Source organism: Flavobacterium sp. Sd200 (assembly GCF_009826935.1).
Lineage (GTDB): Bacteria > Bacteroidota > Bacteroidia > Flavobacteriales > Flavobacteriaceae > Flavobacterium.
In genome coordinates this window covers 298,496-319,874 of sequence record NZ_WUMN01000001.1, presented here as the reverse complement: position 1 = coordinate 319,874, position 21,379 = coordinate 298,496, and the positions used below count along the sequence as shown (strand labels likewise).

Annotated in this window: 17 protein-coding genes; 8 read left to right on the top strand and 9 right to left on the bottom strand. The window is 40.5% G+C overall.

Annotated features, from left to right (window positions below; genetic code table 11):
* The first annotated feature begins 61 nt into the window (after positions 1-61).
* A complete protein-coding gene (locus GR160_RS01420) occupies positions 62-5,314 on the top strand; it encodes a GEVED domain-containing protein (protein WP_160748046.1) in 5,253 nt (1,750 codons plus the stop codon).
* A gap of 199 nt (positions 5,315-5,513) precedes the next feature.
* Here GR160_RS01420 and GR160_RS01415 read toward each other — a convergent pair whose 3' ends face one another.
* The 4 genes from GR160_RS01415 to GR160_RS01400 all read right to left on the bottom strand — a co-directional run bounded on the left by GR160_RS01415 (position 5,514) and on the right by GR160_RS01400 (position 12,878).
* Positions 5,514-7,277 carry a T9SS type A sorting domain-containing protein gene (locus GR160_RS01415; protein WP_160748045.1) on the bottom strand — a complete coding sequence of 588 codons (1,764 nt, stop codon included), beginning with the start codon at positions 7,275-7,277 and terminating at the stop codon, positions 5,514-5,516.
* 293 nt (positions 7,278-7,570) lie between these two features.
* Positions 7,571-11,512, bottom strand: coding sequence for a choice-of-anchor I family protein (locus GR160_RS01410; RefSeq protein WP_160748044.1), 3,942 nt, complete (start codon positions 11,510-11,512; stop codon positions 7,571-7,573).
* 196 nt (positions 11,513-11,708) lie between these two features.
* On the bottom strand, positions 11,709-12,332 hold the full coding sequence (locus GR160_RS01405; protein ID WP_160748043.1) for a bifunctional 2-polyprenyl-6-hydroxyphenol methylase/3-demethylubiquinol 3-O-methyltransferase UbiG: 624 nt from the start codon (positions 12,330-12,332) through the stop codon (positions 11,709-11,711).
* Between the two features lie 9 nt (positions 12,333-12,341).
* The gene (locus GR160_RS01400) at positions 12,342-12,878 is read right to left on the bottom strand and encodes a YceI family protein (RefSeq protein ID WP_160748042.1); all 537 of its coding nucleotides are present in this window, start codon (positions 12,876-12,878) and stop codon (positions 12,342-12,344) included.
* 323 nt (positions 12,879-13,201) lie between these two features.
* Here GR160_RS01400 and GR160_RS01395 point away from each other — a divergent pair, with 323 nt between their 5' ends.
* Positions 13,202-13,390 carry a hypothetical protein gene (locus GR160_RS01395; protein WP_160748041.1) on the top strand — a complete coding sequence of 63 codons (189 nt, stop codon included), beginning with the start codon at positions 13,202-13,204 and terminating at the stop codon, positions 13,388-13,390.
* 20 nt (positions 13,391-13,410) lie between these two features.
* Complete coding sequence (locus GR160_RS01390) at positions 13,411-13,737, top strand: hypothetical protein (protein ID WP_160748040.1); 327 nt, start codon at positions 13,411-13,413, stop codon at positions 13,735-13,737.
* A 108-nt stretch (positions 13,738-13,845) separates the two neighbouring features.
* On the opposite strand, the gene GR160_RS01385 is transcribed toward GR160_RS01390, so the two are convergent.
* From GR160_RS01385 to GR160_RS01375, 3 genes are all read right to left on the bottom strand, one after another.
* The gene (locus tag GR160_RS01385; protein WP_160748039.1) at positions 13,846-14,289 is read right to left on the bottom strand and encodes a DUF6526 family protein; all 444 of its coding nucleotides are present in this window, start codon (positions 14,287-14,289) and stop codon (positions 13,846-13,848) included.
* 28 nt (positions 14,290-14,317) lie between these two features.
* Positions 14,318-14,887, bottom strand: a complete 570-nt coding sequence (locus GR160_RS01380) for a YdeI family protein (protein ID WP_160748038.1) — start codon at positions 14,885-14,887, stop codon at positions 14,318-14,320.
* A gap of 71 nt (positions 14,888-14,958) precedes the next feature.
* A complete protein-coding gene (locus GR160_RS01375; protein WP_160748037.1) occupies positions 14,959-15,648 on the bottom strand; it encodes an HAD family hydrolase in 690 nt (229 codons plus the stop codon).
* Positions 15,649-15,785: 137 nt separating this feature from the next.
* Here GR160_RS01375 and GR160_RS01370 point away from each other — a divergent pair, with 137 nt between their 5' ends.
* Complete coding sequence (locus GR160_RS01370) at positions 15,786-17,213, top strand: ATP-binding cassette domain-containing protein (RefSeq protein WP_160748036.1); 1,428 nt, start codon at positions 15,786-15,788, stop codon at positions 17,211-17,213.
* A gap of 350 nt (positions 17,214-17,563) precedes the next feature.
* On the opposite strand, the gene GR160_RS01365 is transcribed toward GR160_RS01370, so the two are convergent.
* Both GR160_RS01365 and GR160_RS01360 read right to left on the bottom strand, forming a co-directional pair.
* Positions 17,564-17,935, bottom strand: a complete 372-nt coding sequence (locus GR160_RS01365; RefSeq protein ID WP_160748035.1) for a nuclear transport factor 2 family protein — start codon at positions 17,933-17,935, stop codon at positions 17,564-17,566.
* 7 nt (positions 17,936-17,942) lie between these two features.
* The gene (locus GR160_RS01360; RefSeq protein WP_160748034.1) at positions 17,943-18,500 is read right to left on the bottom strand and encodes a putative glycolipid-binding domain-containing protein; all 558 of its coding nucleotides are present in this window, start codon (positions 18,498-18,500) and stop codon (positions 17,943-17,945) included.
* Between the two features lie 206 nt (positions 18,501-18,706).
* On the opposite strand from GR160_RS01360, the gene GR160_RS01355 reads away from it, so the two are divergent.
* The 4 genes from GR160_RS01355 (at position 18,707) to GR160_RS01340 (ending at position 21,378) form a co-directional block, all read left to right on the top strand.
* Positions 18,707-19,261 (top strand): RNA polymerase sigma factor, encoded by a 555-nt coding sequence (locus GR160_RS01355; RefSeq protein ID WP_160748033.1) that lies wholly within the window; start codon positions 18,707-18,709, stop codon positions 19,259-19,261.
* On the top strand, positions 19,258-19,800 hold the full coding sequence (locus GR160_RS01350) for a hypothetical protein (protein WP_160748032.1): 543 nt from the start codon (positions 19,258-19,260) through the stop codon (positions 19,798-19,800). Before GR160_RS01355 ends, GR160_RS01350 begins: the two co-directional genes overlap by 4 nt.
* Positions 19,781-20,836 (top strand): DUF4097 family beta strand repeat-containing protein, encoded by a 1,056-nt coding sequence (locus tag GR160_RS01345; protein ID WP_160748031.1) that lies wholly within the window; start codon positions 19,781-19,783, stop codon positions 20,834-20,836. The genes GR160_RS01350 and GR160_RS01345 overlap by 20 nt, the downstream gene beginning before the upstream one ends.
* A 182-nt stretch (positions 20,837-21,018) precedes the next feature.
* Entirely contained in the window at positions 21,019-21,378 is a 360-nt protein-coding gene (locus GR160_RS01340; RefSeq protein WP_160748030.1) for a BlaI/MecI/CopY family transcriptional regulator, read from the top strand.
* The last annotated feature ends 1 nt before the right edge of the window (position 21,379 follow it).

Here is a 21,379-nt window from a genome sequence, read left to right as displayed (position 1 = left end):
TCAAAAGATTAACAAGAGAGGTAAATATTTGTAAATTACAAAACACAAATATTACATTCTTATGAAAAAAAACTACAACTTGCCATCCATTCGGCATGGCAACCACTTGCGGTTACCTGTAGTCAATAGCCATGCTATTGATTCCTGTCAGGTATTAGTCAAAAAAAGTTGGATGTTGGTAGCAGCATTCTTCTTAATGTTAAATTCGGCAAATACATTTGCTCAGGACGGGGAAACCTGTGCAACTGCTATTGATCTTGCCACATTGACAAGCCCCTACAGCAGCACAACCGATGGGGCAACAAATGACTATACGCCTAACTGCCATGACTGGGGTTCAGCACCAGATCTATTTTATTCTATCGTGGTTCCTAACGGATACACTTTAAACATTGGTCAGGTAGAGAACAACTATGACTCTGTACACAGTGTATTCTACGGAAGCTGCGACGACCAAAATCTTGTCAGATGTACTGACGACCCGGATTCTCAGGCTGATTATGAAGGCTGGGAAGTGGTTTGGGAGAACACAACCGGAACATCACAAACAGTGTATTGGGTTCAGGATGGCTACAACGCAAATTTTGGAAACTTTACTTTACAGTGGACCTTAACCCCTCCCCCGCCATGTAACCTTCCAAGTGCAGTTACTACACAACTTACATCGGCAACATCTGTAGATGTAAGCTGGGGAGCACCTATTACAGGTACAGCATTAAACTATGAATATGCCGTAACGCAGGAAGAAACACCTCCGGCAAGCGGAACGGTTATATCTGCAACATCTGTTACAGGAATTACTGTTCCGGTAAACGTTTACAGTTATCTTCACGTTCGTTCTAACTGTGGTACTACAGATGGATACAGCGAGTGGGTAACAGTTAGGTTTTATACAGGCTATTGTTTTGCAACACCTCAATCTGTAAGCGGTAGGGGTATAACTAATGTAAGCATAGGCAGTATTAATAATACTACAAGCAATGAAACCAATAACTATGGTGATTATACAAGCCAAATAGCAAACATTGGGCAAGGTGTAACACAGCCTGTGAGCATCTCTCTTGCTACAGATTTTAATGACTATAATGTAAAAATATGGATAGACTGGAACAACGACCTTGACTTTGAAGATGAAGGCGAAGAAGTTTATGCCGGGCTTTCGGGAGTAGCAGCTGCATACACCCTAACGGGTAGCTTTACTGTTCCGGTAAACGCAACATTGGGCCACCACCGTATGAGAATAGGCGGTGTTGTATCATGGAACACTATTAGCCCTTGTTACACAGGTTGGACAGGAGCATTTGAAGATTATACTATAAATGTTACTACACCTCCATCGTGCTTTATGCCAGAAGCACTTACAGCAAGCAGTACCAGTGTAGGAGTAGGCGAATTTAGCTGGACAGCACCAACTCTTGGCGCAACACCACAAGGGTATGAATATGCCATTACAACAACTCCGGGAGCACCTGCAAGCGGTACAGCTACTACAGCAACATCTGTTACAGGAGCAACACTTACAGTAAATGCAACTAACTATATATATGTACGCACCAATTGTGGCAGCGGCGATTATAGTGAGTGGATAGCATATTCTCTTTATCATGGCGTGTGTGTACCTAATCCTCAAACCACAGCAGGACAAGGTTTTACAAACGTTACTATTGGCTCTATAAACAATACAACAGGATTAGAAAATGGTGGCTATGGCAACTATTCTGATCAATCTGTTAGCATAGGTCAGGGTGTTACACAGGCTTTTAGCATAACATATAATTCAGACTGGACTGGTCATAACGTAAGAATATGGGTAGACTGGAATAACGACCTTGATTTTGATGATGAAGGAGAGCAAGTTTATGCAGGTTCTTTCACCGGAGCACAACAAATCTCATCTTTATCAGGAATTTTTACAGTACCTACAACAGCTTCTTTAGGAGAACATCGCTTAAGAATAGGTGCTGTTGTTAACTGGAACACTATCTCTGCCTGTTATACAGGATATACAGCTTCTTTTGAAGATTATACCATTAACGTAACAGATCCGCCAGCCTGTCTTACACCAACAGGTGTTACGGGTGTGGCTACAGCATCGGGTCTTGCTGACCTTAGCTGGGTAGCTCCTACAATTGGGGGTACACCTACCGGATATGAGTATGCGGTTACAACATCTGCAACACCACCTGCAAGTGGTACTACAACATCTGCAACTTCAGTTACAGGTTACAGCGGCATAGAAGACAACGTATACTATTATGTACATGTTCGCACAAACTGTGGACCTGATGGATATAGCGAATGGTTTACATCTCCTCAATTCAGGTTCCTTCCTGGTGATACCTGCGAAACTGCAATTAACTTAGAGACACTTACAAGCCCATACAGCTCAAGCACTGTAGGTGCTACACACAATTTTACAAATGGTTGTACCTTTGAAAATACTGCAGCAGACCTATTTTATTATATAGTTGTGCCTCATGGTTATACTTTAACTATTGGCCAGACTACTAATGATTATGACTCAACCAACTATATAGGCTACGGTTCAACATGTCCGGGCGAAACAGAAATTGCCTGCTGGGATGATAGCGATGAGCAAACATTTATTTGGGAAAATACTACAGGAAGCACACAAACTGTTTACTGGGTACAGGATGGATATAACATTGGCGAAGGTAACTTTACTTTAGAGTGGGATTTAGTAGCACCTCCTGCCTGTAACATACCAAGAGAGGTTGAAGGCGTAATGACATCGCTAACAACAGCCGATATTAGCTGGGCGCTACCAAATACAGGTACACCAACAGGCTATGAATATGCCATTACAACATCTGAAACACCACCTGCAAGCGGTACAGCTACCACAGCACTGTCTGTAGATGGCGTTACAAGTACTGCAAATGCATTTAACTATGTGCATGTGCGCACAAACTGTGGTCCTGACGGATATAGTGAGTGGGTTACTTACAGATTCTATTCTGGCCACTGTGTACCGAATTCAAACTGGACTGGTTACAGATTATTAGCATTTGAAACTTTTGTAGGTTTCACAAATATCTCTAACCCGGAAGATTCTGGTGTAGTATATACTAACAATTATGATAGTATGGTTGTAAGCCAGGAGCCTGGAGGCGCCTTTAACTACAGCGCTACTATAGAGGGTTATACCAACTATGAAATATGGGTAGACTGGAACAACGACCTTGATTTTGACGATGAAGGCGAACTTGTTAGCGAAGGTGAGAACACTACCTGGAATCAGGTTACAATAGATGGCACCATTAACATACCGGGAACTGCAACAGAAGGTTCTTACAGGATGAGGATACGTTCTCGCAGCAACTGGGAAAGCCCGGATCCATGTGCCCTTTATGAATATGGTATGGCTTATGATTACAGAATAAACGTTACTGCCCCCCCAACATGTTATGCTCCTATAGGGGTTGTGGGTGTTGGTGTTGCATCGGGTACAGCTAACCTTAGCTGGAGAACTCAAAACCTTGGTGACACACCTGTAGGTTATGAATATTTTGTATCTACATCTCCTGTTTCTCCTGAATCAGGTACACCAACAACTGAAACTAGTGTTGAAGGATACACTACGATTATTGACAATACATGGTATTACCTTCACGTAAGAGTTAATTGTGGCGATGGCGACTACAGCCAGTGGTCGGTATCAAGAGCATTTAGGTATTTACAGGGCGATACATGTGCAAGCGCAATAGACCTTGCAACACTTACAAGCCCATACAGCTACAGCACTGCGGGTGCAGCTAATGACTATTCTCCGGTTTGTCATGAAGGAAGCGCATCTGATATGTTCTATTATGTAGACGTACCTAACGGATATACTTTAAACATTGGTCTTAGGACAAGTGGTTACGACTCTGTTCACTCAATTTTTATAGGAGACTGTAATGAAGACAATCAGGAGTTCCTTCTTTGTACTGACTCTGAAACAGAGCAAACAGAATGGGAAAACCTTACAGGAAGCACACAGAGGATCTATTGGGTACAGGATGGCTGGAATGCAAATTCAGGCACCTTTACACTACAATGGGAGCTTACACCTCCACCTGCATGTGATGTTCCTAGGGAACTTGATCTGAACCTTACATCGCTTACAAGTGCAGACATTAGCTGGATAGTTCCTAACACAGGATCTCCGGAAGGTTACGAGTATGCTATTACAACATCGGCTACACCACCTGCAAGCGGTACTGCTACAACAGCCCTGAGCGCTACAGGAGTAACTGTAACACCAAATACTGCAAGCTACCTGCATGTTCGTTCAGTTTGTGGTGAAGACGGTACCAGTACATGGGTTACTTATGAGTTCTTTAGCGGCTACTGCCCTGCCGGTAATACAAATGCTACGAACAGATATATAAGCAACATTAGCACAACTCTTGGAGAAACTAACTTTAGTAATACCTCAACGTTCTCTACAGGTGGTTTTGGTGATTACACTTCTCAGTACACTGTATCTACTTATGCCGGTGGTTCGTTTGCTCTTGCAGCAACGCACCCTTCAGGAACGTATGCATACTGTGTTTGGATTGACTGGAACGGTAACTTCGACTTTACTGATGCAGGCGAAAGAGCTATTGCAACCCAATATGTTACATCACCAGTAGCATTAGGAACTATAACTGTGCCGATTGGAACACCTGTAGGCACTTACAGAATGAGGATTAGAAACTCATTTAATACAGCTCCAATACCAGTATGTGGTAACTTAGGTGATGGCGAAACAGAAGATTACATTATTAATGTAGTTGAGACACCTACTTGTTTTGTTCCTTATGGTGTAGAAATACTACCACAGGACGAAACTATTGCAAACCTTACTTGGGGTGCACCTATGTTAGGAAATCCACCAACTGGCTACGAGTATGTGCTTTCATCATCTCCAACGCCTCCTACAGAGCCGGGTACAATAACATCATCTACTTATATTTTTGATGTGCCTTTTAATCCTGCTACAGACACTTACCTATTTGTTCGCAGTATATGTGGTGAAAACGAATACAGCAACTGGGCAAGTAACGTTGTGATGGGTAATGGAAATAACCAGTTTAACGCCAACAACGTTATGGTTTATCAGGAAGGTAAATCTATTAACATCACCGCAGGTACTACACTTATAAAAAATGTAACTGTGTACGATATTCGCGGAAGAAAACTTTATTCTGAAAAAGATATTAATGCTCCAAAGGCTGCTATTAGCAACCTGCAGGTACAGCAACAGGTACTTATACTTGAAATTAATACTGAGAAAGGTAAAGTAAGCAAAAGGATAGTTTACTAAAACTGACCAATTGTAAAACTCAAAAAGAGGCTGTCTATTTTTTAGGCAGCCTCTTCTTATTTTTGCAACGTGTCACATCTTAATAACTTGTAATTATATAAATGAAGAATAGTGATGCTGTTAGATAGAGATAATACTAAAACAAAAAATCCCCGCTGTTACAAAAAACAACGGAGATTTCAACCAATCACTATCAACCTTAAAAAACAATCTTTTTATTTACTTTACCTTTTACAGTATTTATTTGTACAATAAGCACCTCCTGTGCTGCATTTAAACCTGTTACAGACATTTCTAAAGCATTTACATTGTTCCTGCTATAAACCATCCTCCCATTCATATCAAAAACCAAAACATCAGTCATCTGGGCAGTACCCGTTGCTATATTTATAGCACCGTCTTTTTTATAAACCATTACCTCGTCAGTCGTAAGTACAGGTGTATTTGAAGATAAAGCAGCAGACCTGTACATAACCTCAAACCTGTTATTGAAAGTTCCCATTGCGGTTGTAAAAGTATAATCAGTTGCAAGATTGTGTATCACACCTGTCTGGTTATCTTTAATAAATATCTCCTGACCGTTTTCGAACACGCCATCTGCACGATGAACGCTTATGGTATAAGTTCCTGTTGCATCTGCAACATAGCCCATTGGCACCACATCATTAGCTGTAAACTCCGGCCTTGCCTGTATGGTTAACTGTGTTGTTTGCTGTGCAAGAGAATAAAAAGAAACCGCCCCACTGGTAATTTGCATACCATCTCTTCCATAATCAATTCCAAGTGTGGCGGTGTTACTGTATACTATTGCTGTTTGGCTAAAGCCATTGTTTCCTGCAAGGTTAAGCCAAAGCCTCGATTTTTGCGCATCGGCAGGCTGTGCTGTTCTAAAAAACTGGTTGTTGTGCACGTCTCCCCTACGCATTGCGTTGTTAAACATTAACACAGGATTTGCAACGTTTTGTGCTGTGCGAACAAAAAATCCCTGTCCTGCATTTATAACCCAGTTTTCTTCAGATGTGTTTACATTAAAAAGTTCATCCCACTGCTCGCCTCCAAACTGTCCGTTGCTACCCTCTACATGATTGTACACATAAGCATCTCTTGTAATAGCCACATAGCTGCCTGCATTGGTGTCGCTTTTCTTTCTCCAAAAATACAGGGCTGCTCCGGCATCAAGAACATTAGTATTAGCTGTATAAAAATCGTTTATGTTTATTGGCGATGCATAAGGGTTTCCTACAGATGTATAACGTTCACCCTGTGTAGAAAGCTCTTTTGTAATAACACCGTTGTTTGGTGTTCCGGTAAATACGCCTTCAAACGTTAAGGCTGTAGTACCGGCATTATATCCGGGTGTAACATCGGCATTTGGCATACGGATAAGATATGCATTACCGGCAGTAAAATTGGTAGTAGCAGCGTTTATATTAAAATACTGTCCTGATACTGCACCTGTATTAGCCTCAACAGCATATCTGTACTCATAAAAACGATTAGTTGATGTTTGTGGAGAGAACGCTAAAATGTTTTGAGCTGCCACAGGTGAAGACCATAAAGTATAATCTAACCTGAATAGCTGTGAACTGTTTCTTTTTACTGTAACGTTGCCTGTATTAACCGCACCGTCGTTTATTTGTACAAGACTCGCATTATTGTTTATAGTTAGCTGAGAGTTACTGCTAACATTTATGTTATTTTGTACTGTTAATGTAGTTCCTGCATTTAATATTACCTGTGCTCCGTTAGTAACCGAAAGGCTGCAGGCTGAAAGATTTGCAGATGCTGTATAGTTACCCGAAATTACAGCTCTTACATTTAGTGCAGGCACACCATTGCTCCATGCATTTCCGTTCCAAACTGTCTCAGCCGTACACTGCGCATTTACAGCAGTAGAAAAAACTGTAAAAAGAGCAACTGTCATTGCGTTTTTAAGATTGGTAAGTGAGTAGAATGCTTTCATTTTCGTTGCAATTATTAGGTATGATTACCTGCTTGTTCTTTAATTATGAGACAAAGTAACAACCTAATACGTCGCTAAAAAGTCAACTTTCGACGAATGGTATTTATGTGCAGACAGAGCGAACCAAAAACCTGATAAACAAAGAAACTGAATACGTTAAAATTTAGACGAATGGTTTTAGCTTGTTGCATACCAATGATTGGATCGGATATGGGCAAAAAAAAATCCTGCCCAGGACGGGCAGGATCTCATTCCGGAACCGGAATAAAAATTAAAACACGAAACTATTATTATTATTTTATAACCAGCTTTTTAACAATGCCCTCAGATGTTTTTACAAGGTAAATACCCGAAGCCATGTTAGTAGTATCAAGCGTAAGTGCCTGTTTGGCCGACTTAATAAGTTTGCCACTGTAGTCATATACCTCAACATCGGCAACACGGTTAAAGTAAACAATACCGGTTTCAGACGGGTTAGGGAATACTACAAAAGTTTTAGGTTCAAGACCCGGTTTGTTAGTGCTAAGAGCATCTGTATTAACTTCAAATATGGTTAGTGTACCACTAATTTCGTTTGCAACAATAATATATGGCGTAGCATTAGGGCTGTCTTCGTTGTTAATGTATACTATACCTTCAGGGCCATTATCGCCACCGTAAGAAGAAACCAGCCTTGTATTGGCATAGTCTACAAACTGTGCATTGGTAGGATCAGTAACATCATAAACCATAACACCACCTATTCTTTCAAGGCCAACAAAAGCAAATACCCTGTCGCCAATGTGTGCAACGGTTACACCTTCCGGTTCAGGGCCTTTAGCACGGCTGCGTCCTTTAGCAGTATTATCTTCGCTATCAGCATTAAATAGTGCGCTTATAGACGGTTCTGTAGAAGTGTACATTTCAAAATCGTCGCCACTGTCAAATACTATCTCTTTAGTATCTGCATTAAAGATCGAGAACGAACGGCTACCCAGCGCATAAATTCCGTTGTAACCTGTACCGTCCTGATTAAGACCTTCAAGGTTACTTACCCTGAACCTTCCTGCATTAAAACTCTTTTTAAGCATTTCTGCCTGTGGGAATAATACAGCATCTAAGTTATAGCTGCCAGCGCCAACCGTTGTACGCTCTACAAAACCTGTATATTCTTTTTCGTCACCCTCGTTAGCGGTAACAATATAGTTTGTACCGTTTACGCTGTAAGTAGCAACACCATCAGGAATAAAGTAGGTTTGTATTGGCCAATTGGCAATAAGCACCTCGCCATTGTTATCAGATATATCGAAACCGTTACCCGGCTGGCTCATATCCTTTGTACCAAGAGCCCAAACATCTGTAATAGTATTGTTTGTAAGGTTTATCTCTGCAATTGCATTGTTTTCCTGTAGGGCAACCCATGCTTTTTGAGAATCAGCGCTTGTCGTGATGTATTCTGGCTCAAAATCCTGAGACATAGTACTTGTAAGTTTCAGTTTACGAACACCAGATGCTCTAAGGGCAGCCTCAGCTTCCGGGCTGTTGTATGCTTCAAAGCCTAATGTTGTAACGTTAGCATTGGTCAATGAAGCTACGCCACCAGAAATATCGATAATGCTCACAGAACCCTCAGGATCTATAGAATAATCTGCGTTTGGCTGGCCTTCGTTAGCGGTAAGCACTTTTGTTCCATCTGGGGTAAAAGAAATATTATCCGGCAGGGCACCTACAGTTACCTGGCTGATAAACTCTCCATCAGTGCTAAAGAACACCACACTTCCGTTAAGGGCTTCATCGGCATTTGGAGAAGCTACAGCTACAACACCATTTTTAACAGCTACACTCGTAACACCACCATAGGTGTTCATATTGATAGACTGTATAGTTTGAGGAGCCTCCGGGTTTTCAAAGTTTATAATATCAAGCCTGCCTTCTACAGCGCTGGTAGCAAACAGTTTTCTACTCACAGGGTCGTAAGCTACGATCTCGCAGGTACTGTCATTAACCCCCGAAGGGTCAAAGCTGGTAACATAATCTAATGCTATGCTACGGCTTGGCACCGGAGCCTGAACATCGTTATCTTTTATATAAACAGTAGCAAAACTGTCACCTTCGATACTAACACCTACAGGATTTTCAAGGCTCAGAACAAAATATTCGGCCTGTTGTTCTGCAACGGCATCGTCAATAATAGGAATAGCAATGGTTTGAACACGATCGCTTGTTCCTGTAAAATTAAGTGTACGGGTCTCATAAGTAAAATCTCCCGCATCAGCAGTACTGAAAGGAGCTGTTTTTAAAACAAGGTCTACAGATCCTGTTGCTGGGTTTTCAAGGTTTACAACAAAGTTTAGTGTTCCTTCTCCCTCGCTAACCACAACAAATGTTTCATCTAAAGAAACAGTGCTATTGTAGTTAAAGCTAAATACATAAGGGCAAGCCATTGTAAGCCCGGCTTCGTCTGTAATGTTCGTTACGGTAAGTTCATAATCTGTACCCGCAGCAAAAGGAGTACCGTAAGTTAGCGTAACAACATTGCCAACTACAGTTGCAGTTGCGAGACCACTGATACCTGTATAGTTGCTAATGTCAGCAGCCTCAGTTTCGTTAAGTTCGTTATTAAAGGTCAGCACCAAAGTAGTATTGTTCTCTACAATTGTGCCCTGTACTGTAGGCGAAGATGGGAAAGCCCACTCCGGCCATACCTGCGCAGTGGTGCTTCCAGCTACACCTGTCCAGTTTTCAGGGTTTAAAATTGCTGTTTTAAGCTCAGCAACTGTACCCTCGTTAGTACCGCTGTAATAGGCATTAACCGTGTTGCCCGATGTGTTGCCCGGAGCAGTACTAAGGTTAGAAGCCGTTACAAGATCAGTAAGTCCGGCAGGAAGCATAGAATCGCTTCCATTACAGGTAGTGTTTGCAGCAACCCACCCTTTAGATGAAAGTGCTGTAATATAGTTTGGAGATGCAGCTGTACCGGTATATACGATTACCTGATCGCCACCCGAACTAAGGCCAAAGCCGCTCCCTGCAGTCGAACCTGTATTGGCTACAAGTGTATCTGTTTGTATAGTAATTACCGAACCGGCTGGTAAACAGCTATCGGCAGTCCATGTAAAACCACCTGTACACTGAGGTTGAGCGTTGGTTGTATATTTAGCATCGGTAAAGTTTATCATAGTTCCCGGTGCAATGTCTACAAAAGTAACAAGGGCTATTTCGTCTTCAGTACCTGTTGCGTTCATCCTGTAAGCTACAAACGCCAGGTCTCCGGCTGTAAGTGGCGACTGCACAGCAATTGTAGAGAATGTAGAAGACACAACAGTTGCAACAGCGTTGTCGCTGGTATCTTCTATACTGTTAGCCAATAAAGCCACATAATACTGCTCGTTATTAGCAAGTGCTGTAACAGGCGTTAGTGTTATAGTGTTATTTGCAAAAGTAGCAGTAGTGGGCACAACAGCTCCTGTAGCATCACCTACGCGAAGTTCTGCCACTGTACCGGCATTTACATTTGTTATAGCTTCATTGTTTACAAGCCTTACATTTTCGTTAAAGGCAATAGCTGCCACTGTATTTACTGCCACGTTAGCAGCATTGTTTTCAGGGGTAACAGTTACAACCGGGGCAGTAGTATCTACCGTGCCGGGTAGTGGTGTTCCTGTAAGTGTAAAATTGTCAAAACGGTTGTTGCCTCCATCACCGCCCGGGCCTACAGAAAATTCTACTTTAATTTTAAAATTAGGATTATTATCTGTTTCAGGCAGGGCTGTAAAAGCTATTGTAACAAGGGCAGGATCGCCATTATTAGGCTCTCTGGTTATAAACGTGGTAAAGTTAGTACCATCTGTAGAGTATGACCATGTTTGCGTGCCTGCGCTAGATCCTGAACGCCTTGTAGCAACATTCATTATAACATTTCTATAACCTGTAGTAGGCAATGCAAAAATAAGTGAGCCGCCTATAGGCTGATTGTATCGTAAGTGCGTTCCTGCCGGATCATTATTTTGTGCGTTAAGGTTTAGTACATCAAAATTCTGGCCTGTACCTCCGGCAAAATCGATAGTGGTTTCACCGTTAATGAATGCTGTTAAAGACGGTGTACCTACAACCGACTGAGACACTGCAGTTATGGCCTCAATACTACTGTTATCGTTAAAATTCCAGTAATGCAGCACTGTTGACTGCGCCCCGGCAACCTGAGCCAGTGTGCCACAAAACAGGAGCATAAACAGCTTTTTGTAGTTTTTTTTCATGGATTCGTGTTGTTTAAATAGTTGCCGCAAAAATCCATGAACAATATTACCCCGTCTTTAATTTAAAAAAAACGTTGTATTAATAAAAACAACCCGAAGTTTACAAATAGTAACCACTATGTAAAATTATATCTCAAACCTGATGCCCTAAAAAATAGCAACAGATTTGAGATACATTTAATGTCACATTTGAAATTTATCGTTTTTTACCTAAAAAGCGTATTACAGATCCCTCTCCGTTATGGTAAAGCCCTTCGTTGAGGGTAATTTCCGTCTCACTTAGTTCTATAAAATCAAACCCTTCAAAGTCTGCTTTTATTTCGTCTATTGAAAAGAGCGATTCTATATCTTTAGGCCCGCCAACATCTTTGTTACGCTCTAAATATTCGAGATGCTTTTTACTGAAAGCCTCAAATATAACATAGCCTCCGGAACGCAAAAGAGTTGTAAGCATTCTGTGCAACTGTGACTTTATTTGTGCCGGGAAATGCGCATAAATTAAAGCTATTGCGTCAAATTGTGCGGCTTTATAATCTAAGGCTTGTAATTCGCCTACTTTATAGGCTATACTTACATTATTTTTTTGTGCCAGCAGTAAAGCCTTGTTCCTGCCCTCGGCACTTATATCAAAGGCATGCACATTCCAGCCGAGCTTTGCTGCAAAAACAGCATTACGCCCTTCGCCCTCAGCAGGAAACAGTATAGAACCGGGTTGTATTTCTTGCAGTTGCTCTTTTAAATAATTGTTTGGCTGTTCACCATAGGCAAATTCTGTGCTGCTGTAGCGATCATCCCATCGTTGGGTCCAAATATCGGTCATGTGTATAAATTAAACTTCGTTAGTAAACTGTATATTGGCATGCAGCTTAATATCTTCTCCCAACACAAGGCCTCCGGCTTCGGTAACATCAGCAGAATGTATATCAAAATCATTGCGGTTAATAATTCCGCTAATTTCAAAACCTGCCCTCATTACACCAAACCCATCTTTAGCTTCGCCACCAAACAATACTGTAAGAGTAACTTCTTTAGAAATCCCTTTAACGGTAAAAACCCCGGTCAGTTCATGCTTATCTCCATCTATATGTTTAAATTGTGTTGAGCGAAACTCTATTACTGGAAACGCATCTGCATTAAAAAAATCAGGCGATTTTAAATGTTCATCCCGGTCGCGGTTGTTGGTGTCTATGCTGTAAACGTCTATGCTAAGGTTTACCTGCGCATCGTTAAAATTATCGTGTTCTTTAGTAACCATAGTTCCGGAGAAGACATTAAACGAGCCCGTTACTGTAGCAATTACCAAATGCCTTATACTAAAACTAATGTTAGAATGTGCCGGGTCTATTACCCAATTGCGTGTTGCCATAAGTTGTTGTTTTACTGAGAATATAAAAGCTATACCAATGCATTTGATCTTTTTAAAATTCTTTTATAAGTAATGCCCTGTTAAGCCCCTACTAATTTAGTCAGGATAAGGCTTTTTCCAGCCGATATAGCCGTGAATTATTTGTTAAATTTTGAGAGCAGGAATAGTCCACATAACCGTAAAACATTATAAATACTGGCGTTGACGGGGGACTGTGAATTTCATTAGGAATATCAAACTCTAAATCGTTGTTAATTAGTGGTACAACAATATTTGATACCTCCGAAATTTGTAAATATACATAACCCAAAACCTTAAACGCCATGGCAACAACAAAACAAACCCCTGCCCCGAAGGCCGACAGCGGAAAGCCTTTACACAAACAGGAAACCCCCGAGTTAAAAAAAGCGGTTAGCAATGCCGAAAAGGGCAGCGCTGCAAAAGTTACTGCCACAAAAACGCCGCAAAAAATACAGGATGGCAATACAAGCCAAAAGAAACGCGAATACTAACTCTAAACCATTACAACACTATGAAACCACACATAAACAACGATATTAGAGACCAAAAAGAAGATTTGATGCACGAACAGCTTGTAAACAGCGTTACTAATAAAAAGGTCAAAAACAGCTGGGATGCTCAATCTAAAACCTTTAATGGCAAAGCGCCTAAAAATAACGAAGAAATTACCGAGCGTGACCGCTGGGATACCAACAATAACATAATTACCGCTACAGGCCGCGATTATGAAGAGCCTTATGATGTTTATACAAAGGACGACTACATAGACAGCGATCATAGCGAATACAACCGCAGCAACAGCCGTTTTAGATGGGAAGAACCTGAGGAAGAGGAATAAGTTAGACGTACGGATCTTTTATGGTCCAGAACCTAATTTGAATGAGTGGGATAGCAGTTTTAGCAGCTATCCCACTTTTATTTTATAGCAAATTAATGGTATAATTGCCTACACCCTCCTGTGGTCTGGTTTCCAGTTTGATATTGCCTTTTTAATATCAGTGCCCGCCAGGTTTTCTTTTACAGCACGTTCGGCCAGTAAGGGCAGTTCGTTATCGGGAGCAAAGCGCAGGGCAAAAAGCTGGCTGTCTGTAAGCTGTTCTTCAATAGGTTCAAAACGATTTCCTGTAGTTGCAAAATAGCGGCAGCGCAACTCCAACAGCACCAGCCTGTTTTGAAGGGTTAGCGCATAATGCTGTCTTAGCATAAAGGCCACCCATGTGAGGCAGCCAAAACCAATACCTATAGCTATCCATATATAGCGCTCGTTGCCATGACTATACCACGCGTGCAGGGCACTTAACCCCATAAGCACAAGCATTACAGGATAAAACACAAAATGATGCGGCGGATACCAGCGTATATGGTTTTTATAATTCTGAACGGTTTTCATTTTATTTATATTTTTTCTAATCAATAGTTTATCCCCAATTGCTGATGCGTTCGCCTTTTACACTGGCAGCAATCACTTTATCAAAGCGCGACCGTCTTGTTTTTTCCTGTTTGGCACTCATAATTAAATGTATAACCACTTTTCTGTAAGACGGTGCCTGTTTTTCAAAAAAATCCCATGCAGCAATGTTAGCTTTAAACTCCGCTTCAAACTCAGGAGACAGTTCCGGTACAGCCTTTTTTTCGTGAGAATATATTTCCGAATGCGATTCCCGTCGTTTGGCATAGGCAACAAGTCCGGCTTGCTGCATGAGACCACTTTTTTTAAGTGCTTCCACTTTATTTATGTTTATAGTACTCCAAATACTGGTATCTCTCCTTGGCGTAAAACGCACAGTGTAAGCTTCCTCCCCTGCCGATTTGCGAACGCCGTCTATCCATCCATAACACAGCGCCTGATCTACCGACTGTGGCCAGGTCATGCTGGGCCTGCCGCTTTTGGTTTTATAAAACCCCACAAGCAGCTCCGGCTCTTTATCATGGTTTTTGTCGAGCCATTCGCGAAAATCGTTTTCAGTTTCAAAAAAAGTAGGACTCATATTTTTGGTTTCTGGTTTAAAGTTTAAAGTTTTTTGAAAGTTGTGCACTTAACTCTAATAAACATCAAACTTTAAACTTTAAACAAATTTAACACCTCTCTAATATCCGTTAAAGCTTTAAAGCGTTGGTGGGTAACTTCATGGTCTATACGTTCATAAGCCCATGTGGTATGAAACGGAATGTGGCAGGCATAACCGCCAACTTCCAGCACAGGGAGGACATCACTTTTTAGCGAGTTGCCTATCATCATAAACTCATTAGCATTAATATCAAGGCGTTTTAAAAGCTTTTCGTAATTAATAACCTCTTTATCGGCCATCACCTCAATATGGTGAAAATAATGTCCTAAACCACTGTCGTGCAGTTTGCGCTGCTGGTCTTTAAGGTCACCTTTAGTAGCCACTACCAGTTTATATTTACCATGCAGGGCAGCAAGAGTCTCTTCTACCCCATCAATAAGTTCTATAGGTTTTTGAAGCAGCTCTTTGCCCAATTGCAGTATTTTTTCTATATGCTTAATGCTAACGGTGCCACTACTCACTTTTATAGAAGTTTCTATCATGCTCAATATATAAGCCTTTATGCCATAACCATACTGCGGCAAATTAGCAATCTGGGTAGTGTAAAGCTCCTTTTCGAGGCTGCTGTGGCTCAGGTAATCTTCCATAAGCACACAAAAGGCCTTTTCGGTCTCTTCAAAATAAGGCTCGTTTATAAAAAGAGTATCATCGGCATCAAATGCTATTACTTTTAAATTCATCCGTTACATTTTAAGGAATACTAAGTTATTGGTTTTTGCACAATCTATCATGATAGTTGTAAAAAATACTTACATCGGTGTAAGCTGTCTAAAGTCCTTCCATCAAAAAACTCTATATTTGAAAAAATCAGATTACAATGCCTTTCCTCCACTTTCCCAACGTTACCATAAAAAACAATAATACCGCTGTTTTTACAAATCTTACTTTTACAATTGCTAAAGGCGAACAGTGGGCATTAACAGGCAAAAGCGGCAGCGGCAAAACCACGTTGCTCGAAGCTATTGCAGGCAAACGCCTGATTATTGGAACTGATATTATACGCCCGAAAAATGTGGTCTTGGTTTCGCCTAAACCTGCATTTAAAAACCTTGCCAATACCTCTAATTTTTATTATCAGCAACGGTTTAACTCGGCTGATGCCGAAGATGCCCAAACCGTTACAGAATATCTTGAAACAGCCGTTAAAACTAAAGGAAAATGGACACTGGATAATGTTTTAGACAGACTGAACCTGCGTTACCTTGCTGATAAAGAAGTAATAAAACTTTCTAACGGAGAAACAAGGCGGCTACTACTGGCTGAAGCATTGCTTAAAAATCCTGAACTTTTATTGCTGGACAGCCCGCTTGTGGGATTAGACGTGCAAAGCCGCGCTGATTTTAATATGCTCCTGGCAGATATTACAGCATCGGGCATACAGGTGGTAATAACTGCCACAACAGAAGAATTGCCGGAATGCATTACTCATGTGGCCGTATTGGATAATTGCACTGTAAGGCAAACCCTTGCCGCTCCTGATTTTAAAAATAACCTTATACAGCAAACATCTAAAGCTCAATTAGACCAAAACCTACTTCAAAAATTACTCAATCACAACCCTATACCTCCGTATGAGTTTATTGTAAATATGAGCGATGTGGTTATACAATATGGAGATAAAACCATATTAGACCATGTAGACTGGACAATTTTACAGGGCGAATGCTGGGCACTATCAGGACATAATGGAGCAGGAAAATCGACCTTATTGAGCCTTATAAACGGCGACAACCCCCAGGCGTATGCTAATGATATTGTTTTGTTCGACCGTAAACGCGGTACCGGCGAATCGATATGGGAAATAAAAAAGAACACAGGGTTTGTATCTCCTGAGCTGTTTCAATACTTTCCCGGAGACAGTTCGTGCAGCAATGTTATAGAGTCGGGCCTGTATGACACGCTTGGATTATTCAGGAACCCGCTGCCTAAAAACAAGGAACTTATTGCCAATTGGATGCAATTGTTAGGCATTGAGGCTTATGCAAATACACTTTTCAGAAATGTATCCGGAGCTGTACAACGCTCCTACCTGCTGGCACGTGCACTGATTAAAAATCCGCCCCTTCTTATATTAGATGAACCCACACAGGGCATGGACGATGAGCAACGCGAAAATTTTAAACATCTAATAAACACCATTTGCAGCAACAGCAACGTAACGCTTATATATGTAAGCCATTACATACAGGATATACCCGAATGCGTAACAAAAAAACTGGTATTGGAAAAGGGAAAAGCTGTTTGATTTTTGTCTTTTAGCCACTAACAACACAAATTTTCATTAATTTTTTGGCTAAACCACTATGGACTTTCAGTCCATAGTGGTTTAGAAGCAGACAGAAAGTCTGCACTCGGCCGATTAACCGACACGAATTACACAGATATACACAAATTAATTTGTGGTAATTTGTGAGATTAGTGTGAGAGACATTTTTAGAAGCTGAAATCTAAATGCACTAAAGTGCATAGTTTGAACTATTTTTGAGACCAGTCAATCAATGTCATGGGGTTTGCATAAATTAAATATTTGATTTGTGTAGTCCGTGTAATTAATTAGCCAGTTCGCTGACGCTCGGGTCGTGGCTGAAAAAATATTTAAATAACTTGGCTGGAATGGGCGGCAACAATTTGCCAATTACCACTTTTGTTGTGCCATACACGTGTAAACCTGAAAATGCCAATTGAGGCATGACCTGCAAAAGAAAGGCTCATATCTTTAACCACCGATACAATGGCCGTGTTTGCGTCGAGCACCTCAATAAGCTGCGCGCTGGTCTCTAATGAAAATATTTCGAGTTCGCCCGAACGGTGCGCATTAAGGTCGTCTTCCTTGGTAACAATGTGCCCGTTATGGTTGGTAAAAATAACATTGTCGGCAAGCAATGCATCAAGTTCTGCAACATTGCTGGTTTTCATGGCCTCAAGAAGGCGGTTTTCAAGCGATTGAATTAGCTGTAAGGTTTCCATATAGTTATTAGTGGGGTTTAAGCATTTCAAAAAGTTTGGGGTAATGGGTAACAAAACCATTGGTGTCTATAGTTATCTCTGCCGAAAAATTACCCCCATTGTTCTCAAAAAGGTAAGTGGTTTCGTTAAGTTTCGTGTAACGCTGCACATCGTTGCGAACATCGTTATGAAGAATATCAAAATACAAAACATCGGTTTGTTCTGTACTACCTTTAAAATCAATAACCTTTAGAGCAAGCGTATTGGTAAAAGGCGTAAGCGAAATATCAACAAAATGGCATTGATCGAATCTTCGCAGCCATGTTCCTTCGGCATCTGTCCACTGCCCTGTTTCATGACGAATATAATGATAGCTGTGCTGCTCTGTGCCAACAGTAAAGCTAATCTCAACTTCACGCATGGTCCAGTCTTTGTTCAGGGTAAGTACATAATCTACATAAACGGCTTTATGCTCTGCCCAGCCTTCAATTTCGCTACGCACCACAATGGCATCTTCAAGATAATTAATACTGCAATGTTCCTCAGTATCATAGTGCAGTCCCTGCCACACAATGGTTTGTTGCATATCCGGATTTTTAACTGCAATTTAGCGAAAAATGTTTATTCGTTATTTTGACCATTTGTTAATTTGGTGTTAGAGTCATGGTATGCAAAACGCATAAACCTTTAACCCTGCAAATAGCAAAATCAGCAAAAAAATGAACTTTTTTTAATCAAACTGTAACATATTAAAATTAGCACCGTCATTATAATAAACCAGGCCACAAACAATTGAACAACACAAACCCTGATATAGATAATTTGATATCCTTGTGCAAACAGGGCAATCGCAATGCACAGTTCGAGGTATATAACCGCTATTATAAACCTATGTACAATACAGCATTGCGCATTGTTAAAGATGCACATTGGGCAGAAGATGTTATGCAGGAAGCGTTTTTAAAGGCTTTTACCAAGTTAGAGCTTTTTAAGGGCGAGGTTACTTTTGGGGCATGGCTCAAAAAAATTGTGGTAAACCACAGTATAGACAATTACAAAAAGATAAACAGGAATACTGCAGACAGCCTGGACGATGTTTTGTATAAAGTGGAAGACGACGGTTATAAACAGGAAGCAGTACTTGATTTTACAAGCATGAAAGTACAGCAGGTGATAGCGGCCCTGCAACAGCTCAAGGAAAGTTATCGTATTGTGCTTACACTACTCTATATTGAAGGGTATGACCACGAAGAAATAAGCGACATTTTGGGCATTACCGCAGGTAATTGCCGTACCACCATAAGCAGGGCTAAAGAAAGCCTTCTTAAAAAACTGAATGAACGATGAATGATGAAAAAGACAATTTAAAAGACCTATTTAGCCAGTTTGAAGACCAGTGGGATAATGAGCATCCTGAGCTGGGGCATCAGCAACGCTTTTTGAACAGGCTGGAAGGCAAAAAACAAAAACGCTTTGATCTAAAAATTGCAGTGCCTGTAGCGGCAGCATTTGTAATAGTTATAGGGCTTTTGTTTTGGTTACTGCCAATGCAGGGCAATGCTATGGCTAACGAAATATCTCCAAAAGCACAGGAAACACAGCTGTACTTTTCGGCTATAATTGCAAAAGAACTGGCCAAAGTAGAAAAAGAGAACAGCCCAGAAACCCAACGCATTGTGCGCGATGCCCTAACACACATGCAGGAGCTTGAAAGCGACTATGATAAACTTACCCTAGAACTGCAGGAAAAGGGTGAAAACAAGAAAATTTTACATGCCATGATCACTAATTTGCAAACACGTATAAAGTTTTTGGAAAAGGTGATGGTGCAAATAGAAAACATCAAAAAAATAAAAGAAAACTACCATGAAAACCATACTACATAAAATACTGATCTTAGCCCTTTTGCTACCTGCTGTTGGTTTGGCAGCAACCCCTAAAGGTAAATATACGCGTGAGAAAAAAATAAATAAGAGCTACGCTGTAAACGGCAATGCAGGCCTTACGCTCGCAAACAAATATGGCAGCGTATACATAACTACCTGGAACGAAAATAAAACCGAAATAGATGTTACCATAACTGTTAGTGGTGATAATGAAGATGACGTAATAAAAAGACTTAGCGGGATAGATGTAGATTTTGAAGCCGGGAACTCTCTGGTCGTTGCAAAAACACGCATAGATAATTTTAGAGGGAAAAGAACCAGTATGGAAATTAACTACACCGTTAAAATACCTAAAAATGGCACTTTGGGTGTTAACAACCAGTATGGTACTATTAAACTTGGCAAAATTTATGGTGCAGTAAACCTTAGTTGCCAGTATGGAGGTATAACTATAGATGAGCTTAACGGTGACAGCAACTCATTAAAAACACAATACTGCGACAACAGCAAAATTACGTTTGTAAAAAATGCCGATATGAGCATACAATATTCAGACGTGGTTATAAGCAAAGCTAACACGTTAAATTTATCTACACAATATGGCGATATTAGTATAGGAACGGTTAGCTCACTTACCTACAAATCGCAATATGGTGACCTTTCTGTAAAAGTAGCCGATAAAATTAACGGCGGGGGTAATTATTCTGACATATCTGTGGGCTATGTAGATAACTCATTAAACATCTCCTGCAATTATGGCGACATACATGTGGCAAAACTGGGTAAAGACCTGAAGAGTGTGAGTATTAATTCTACATACGGAGACGTACTTTTAAAATATGACGATGCTGTTGCTTTCGACTTTGAACTCTCGGGTGCATATGCCGATATAAATGGATTGTCAGGATTAAAAATATCTGAGAAAATCGAAAAATCGAGCCTGTCAAGCTATAAAGGCTATCATAAAAACAGTGGCGGTGCACGCATATATGTAAAAACCATGTATGGCGATGTTACATTAGCCAAAAGTTTATAAACAGAAACGCACATATTAACACTTTAAAATCCTGCACTTTAGCAGGATTTTTTTTTATTCCTGCTTTACCTCCCTACAGTCAGGCATCTCTACAAAAAACTAATGTTTTAGTTATTTAACTAAAAAAATAGTTTGAAAACTAAAAAAATAGTTTAACTTTGAAATATCAAAATAATATCACGATGCAAAAGCTCACTAATAAAGAAGAAGAAATAATGCACATATTATGGAAGCTGGAAAAAGCTTTTGTAAAAGATGTGATGGCCCAAATAGAAGATGATAAGCCGCACTACAACACCCTTTCTACAATAATAAGAAATCTTGAAGAAAAAGGCTATGTGAGCCATACTGCATTTGGCAATACCCATCAATACTTTCCTATAGTAGCAAAAGAAGAATACCGCAAAGGGTTTATGAGCAATGCTATTGAAAGTTATTTTAATAACTCTTATAAAAGCATGATCTCTTTCTTTGCTAAAGAAGAAAAAATAAGTGCAGACGAGCTTAGGGAAATATTAGAAATGATTGAAAAAGATAAATGAT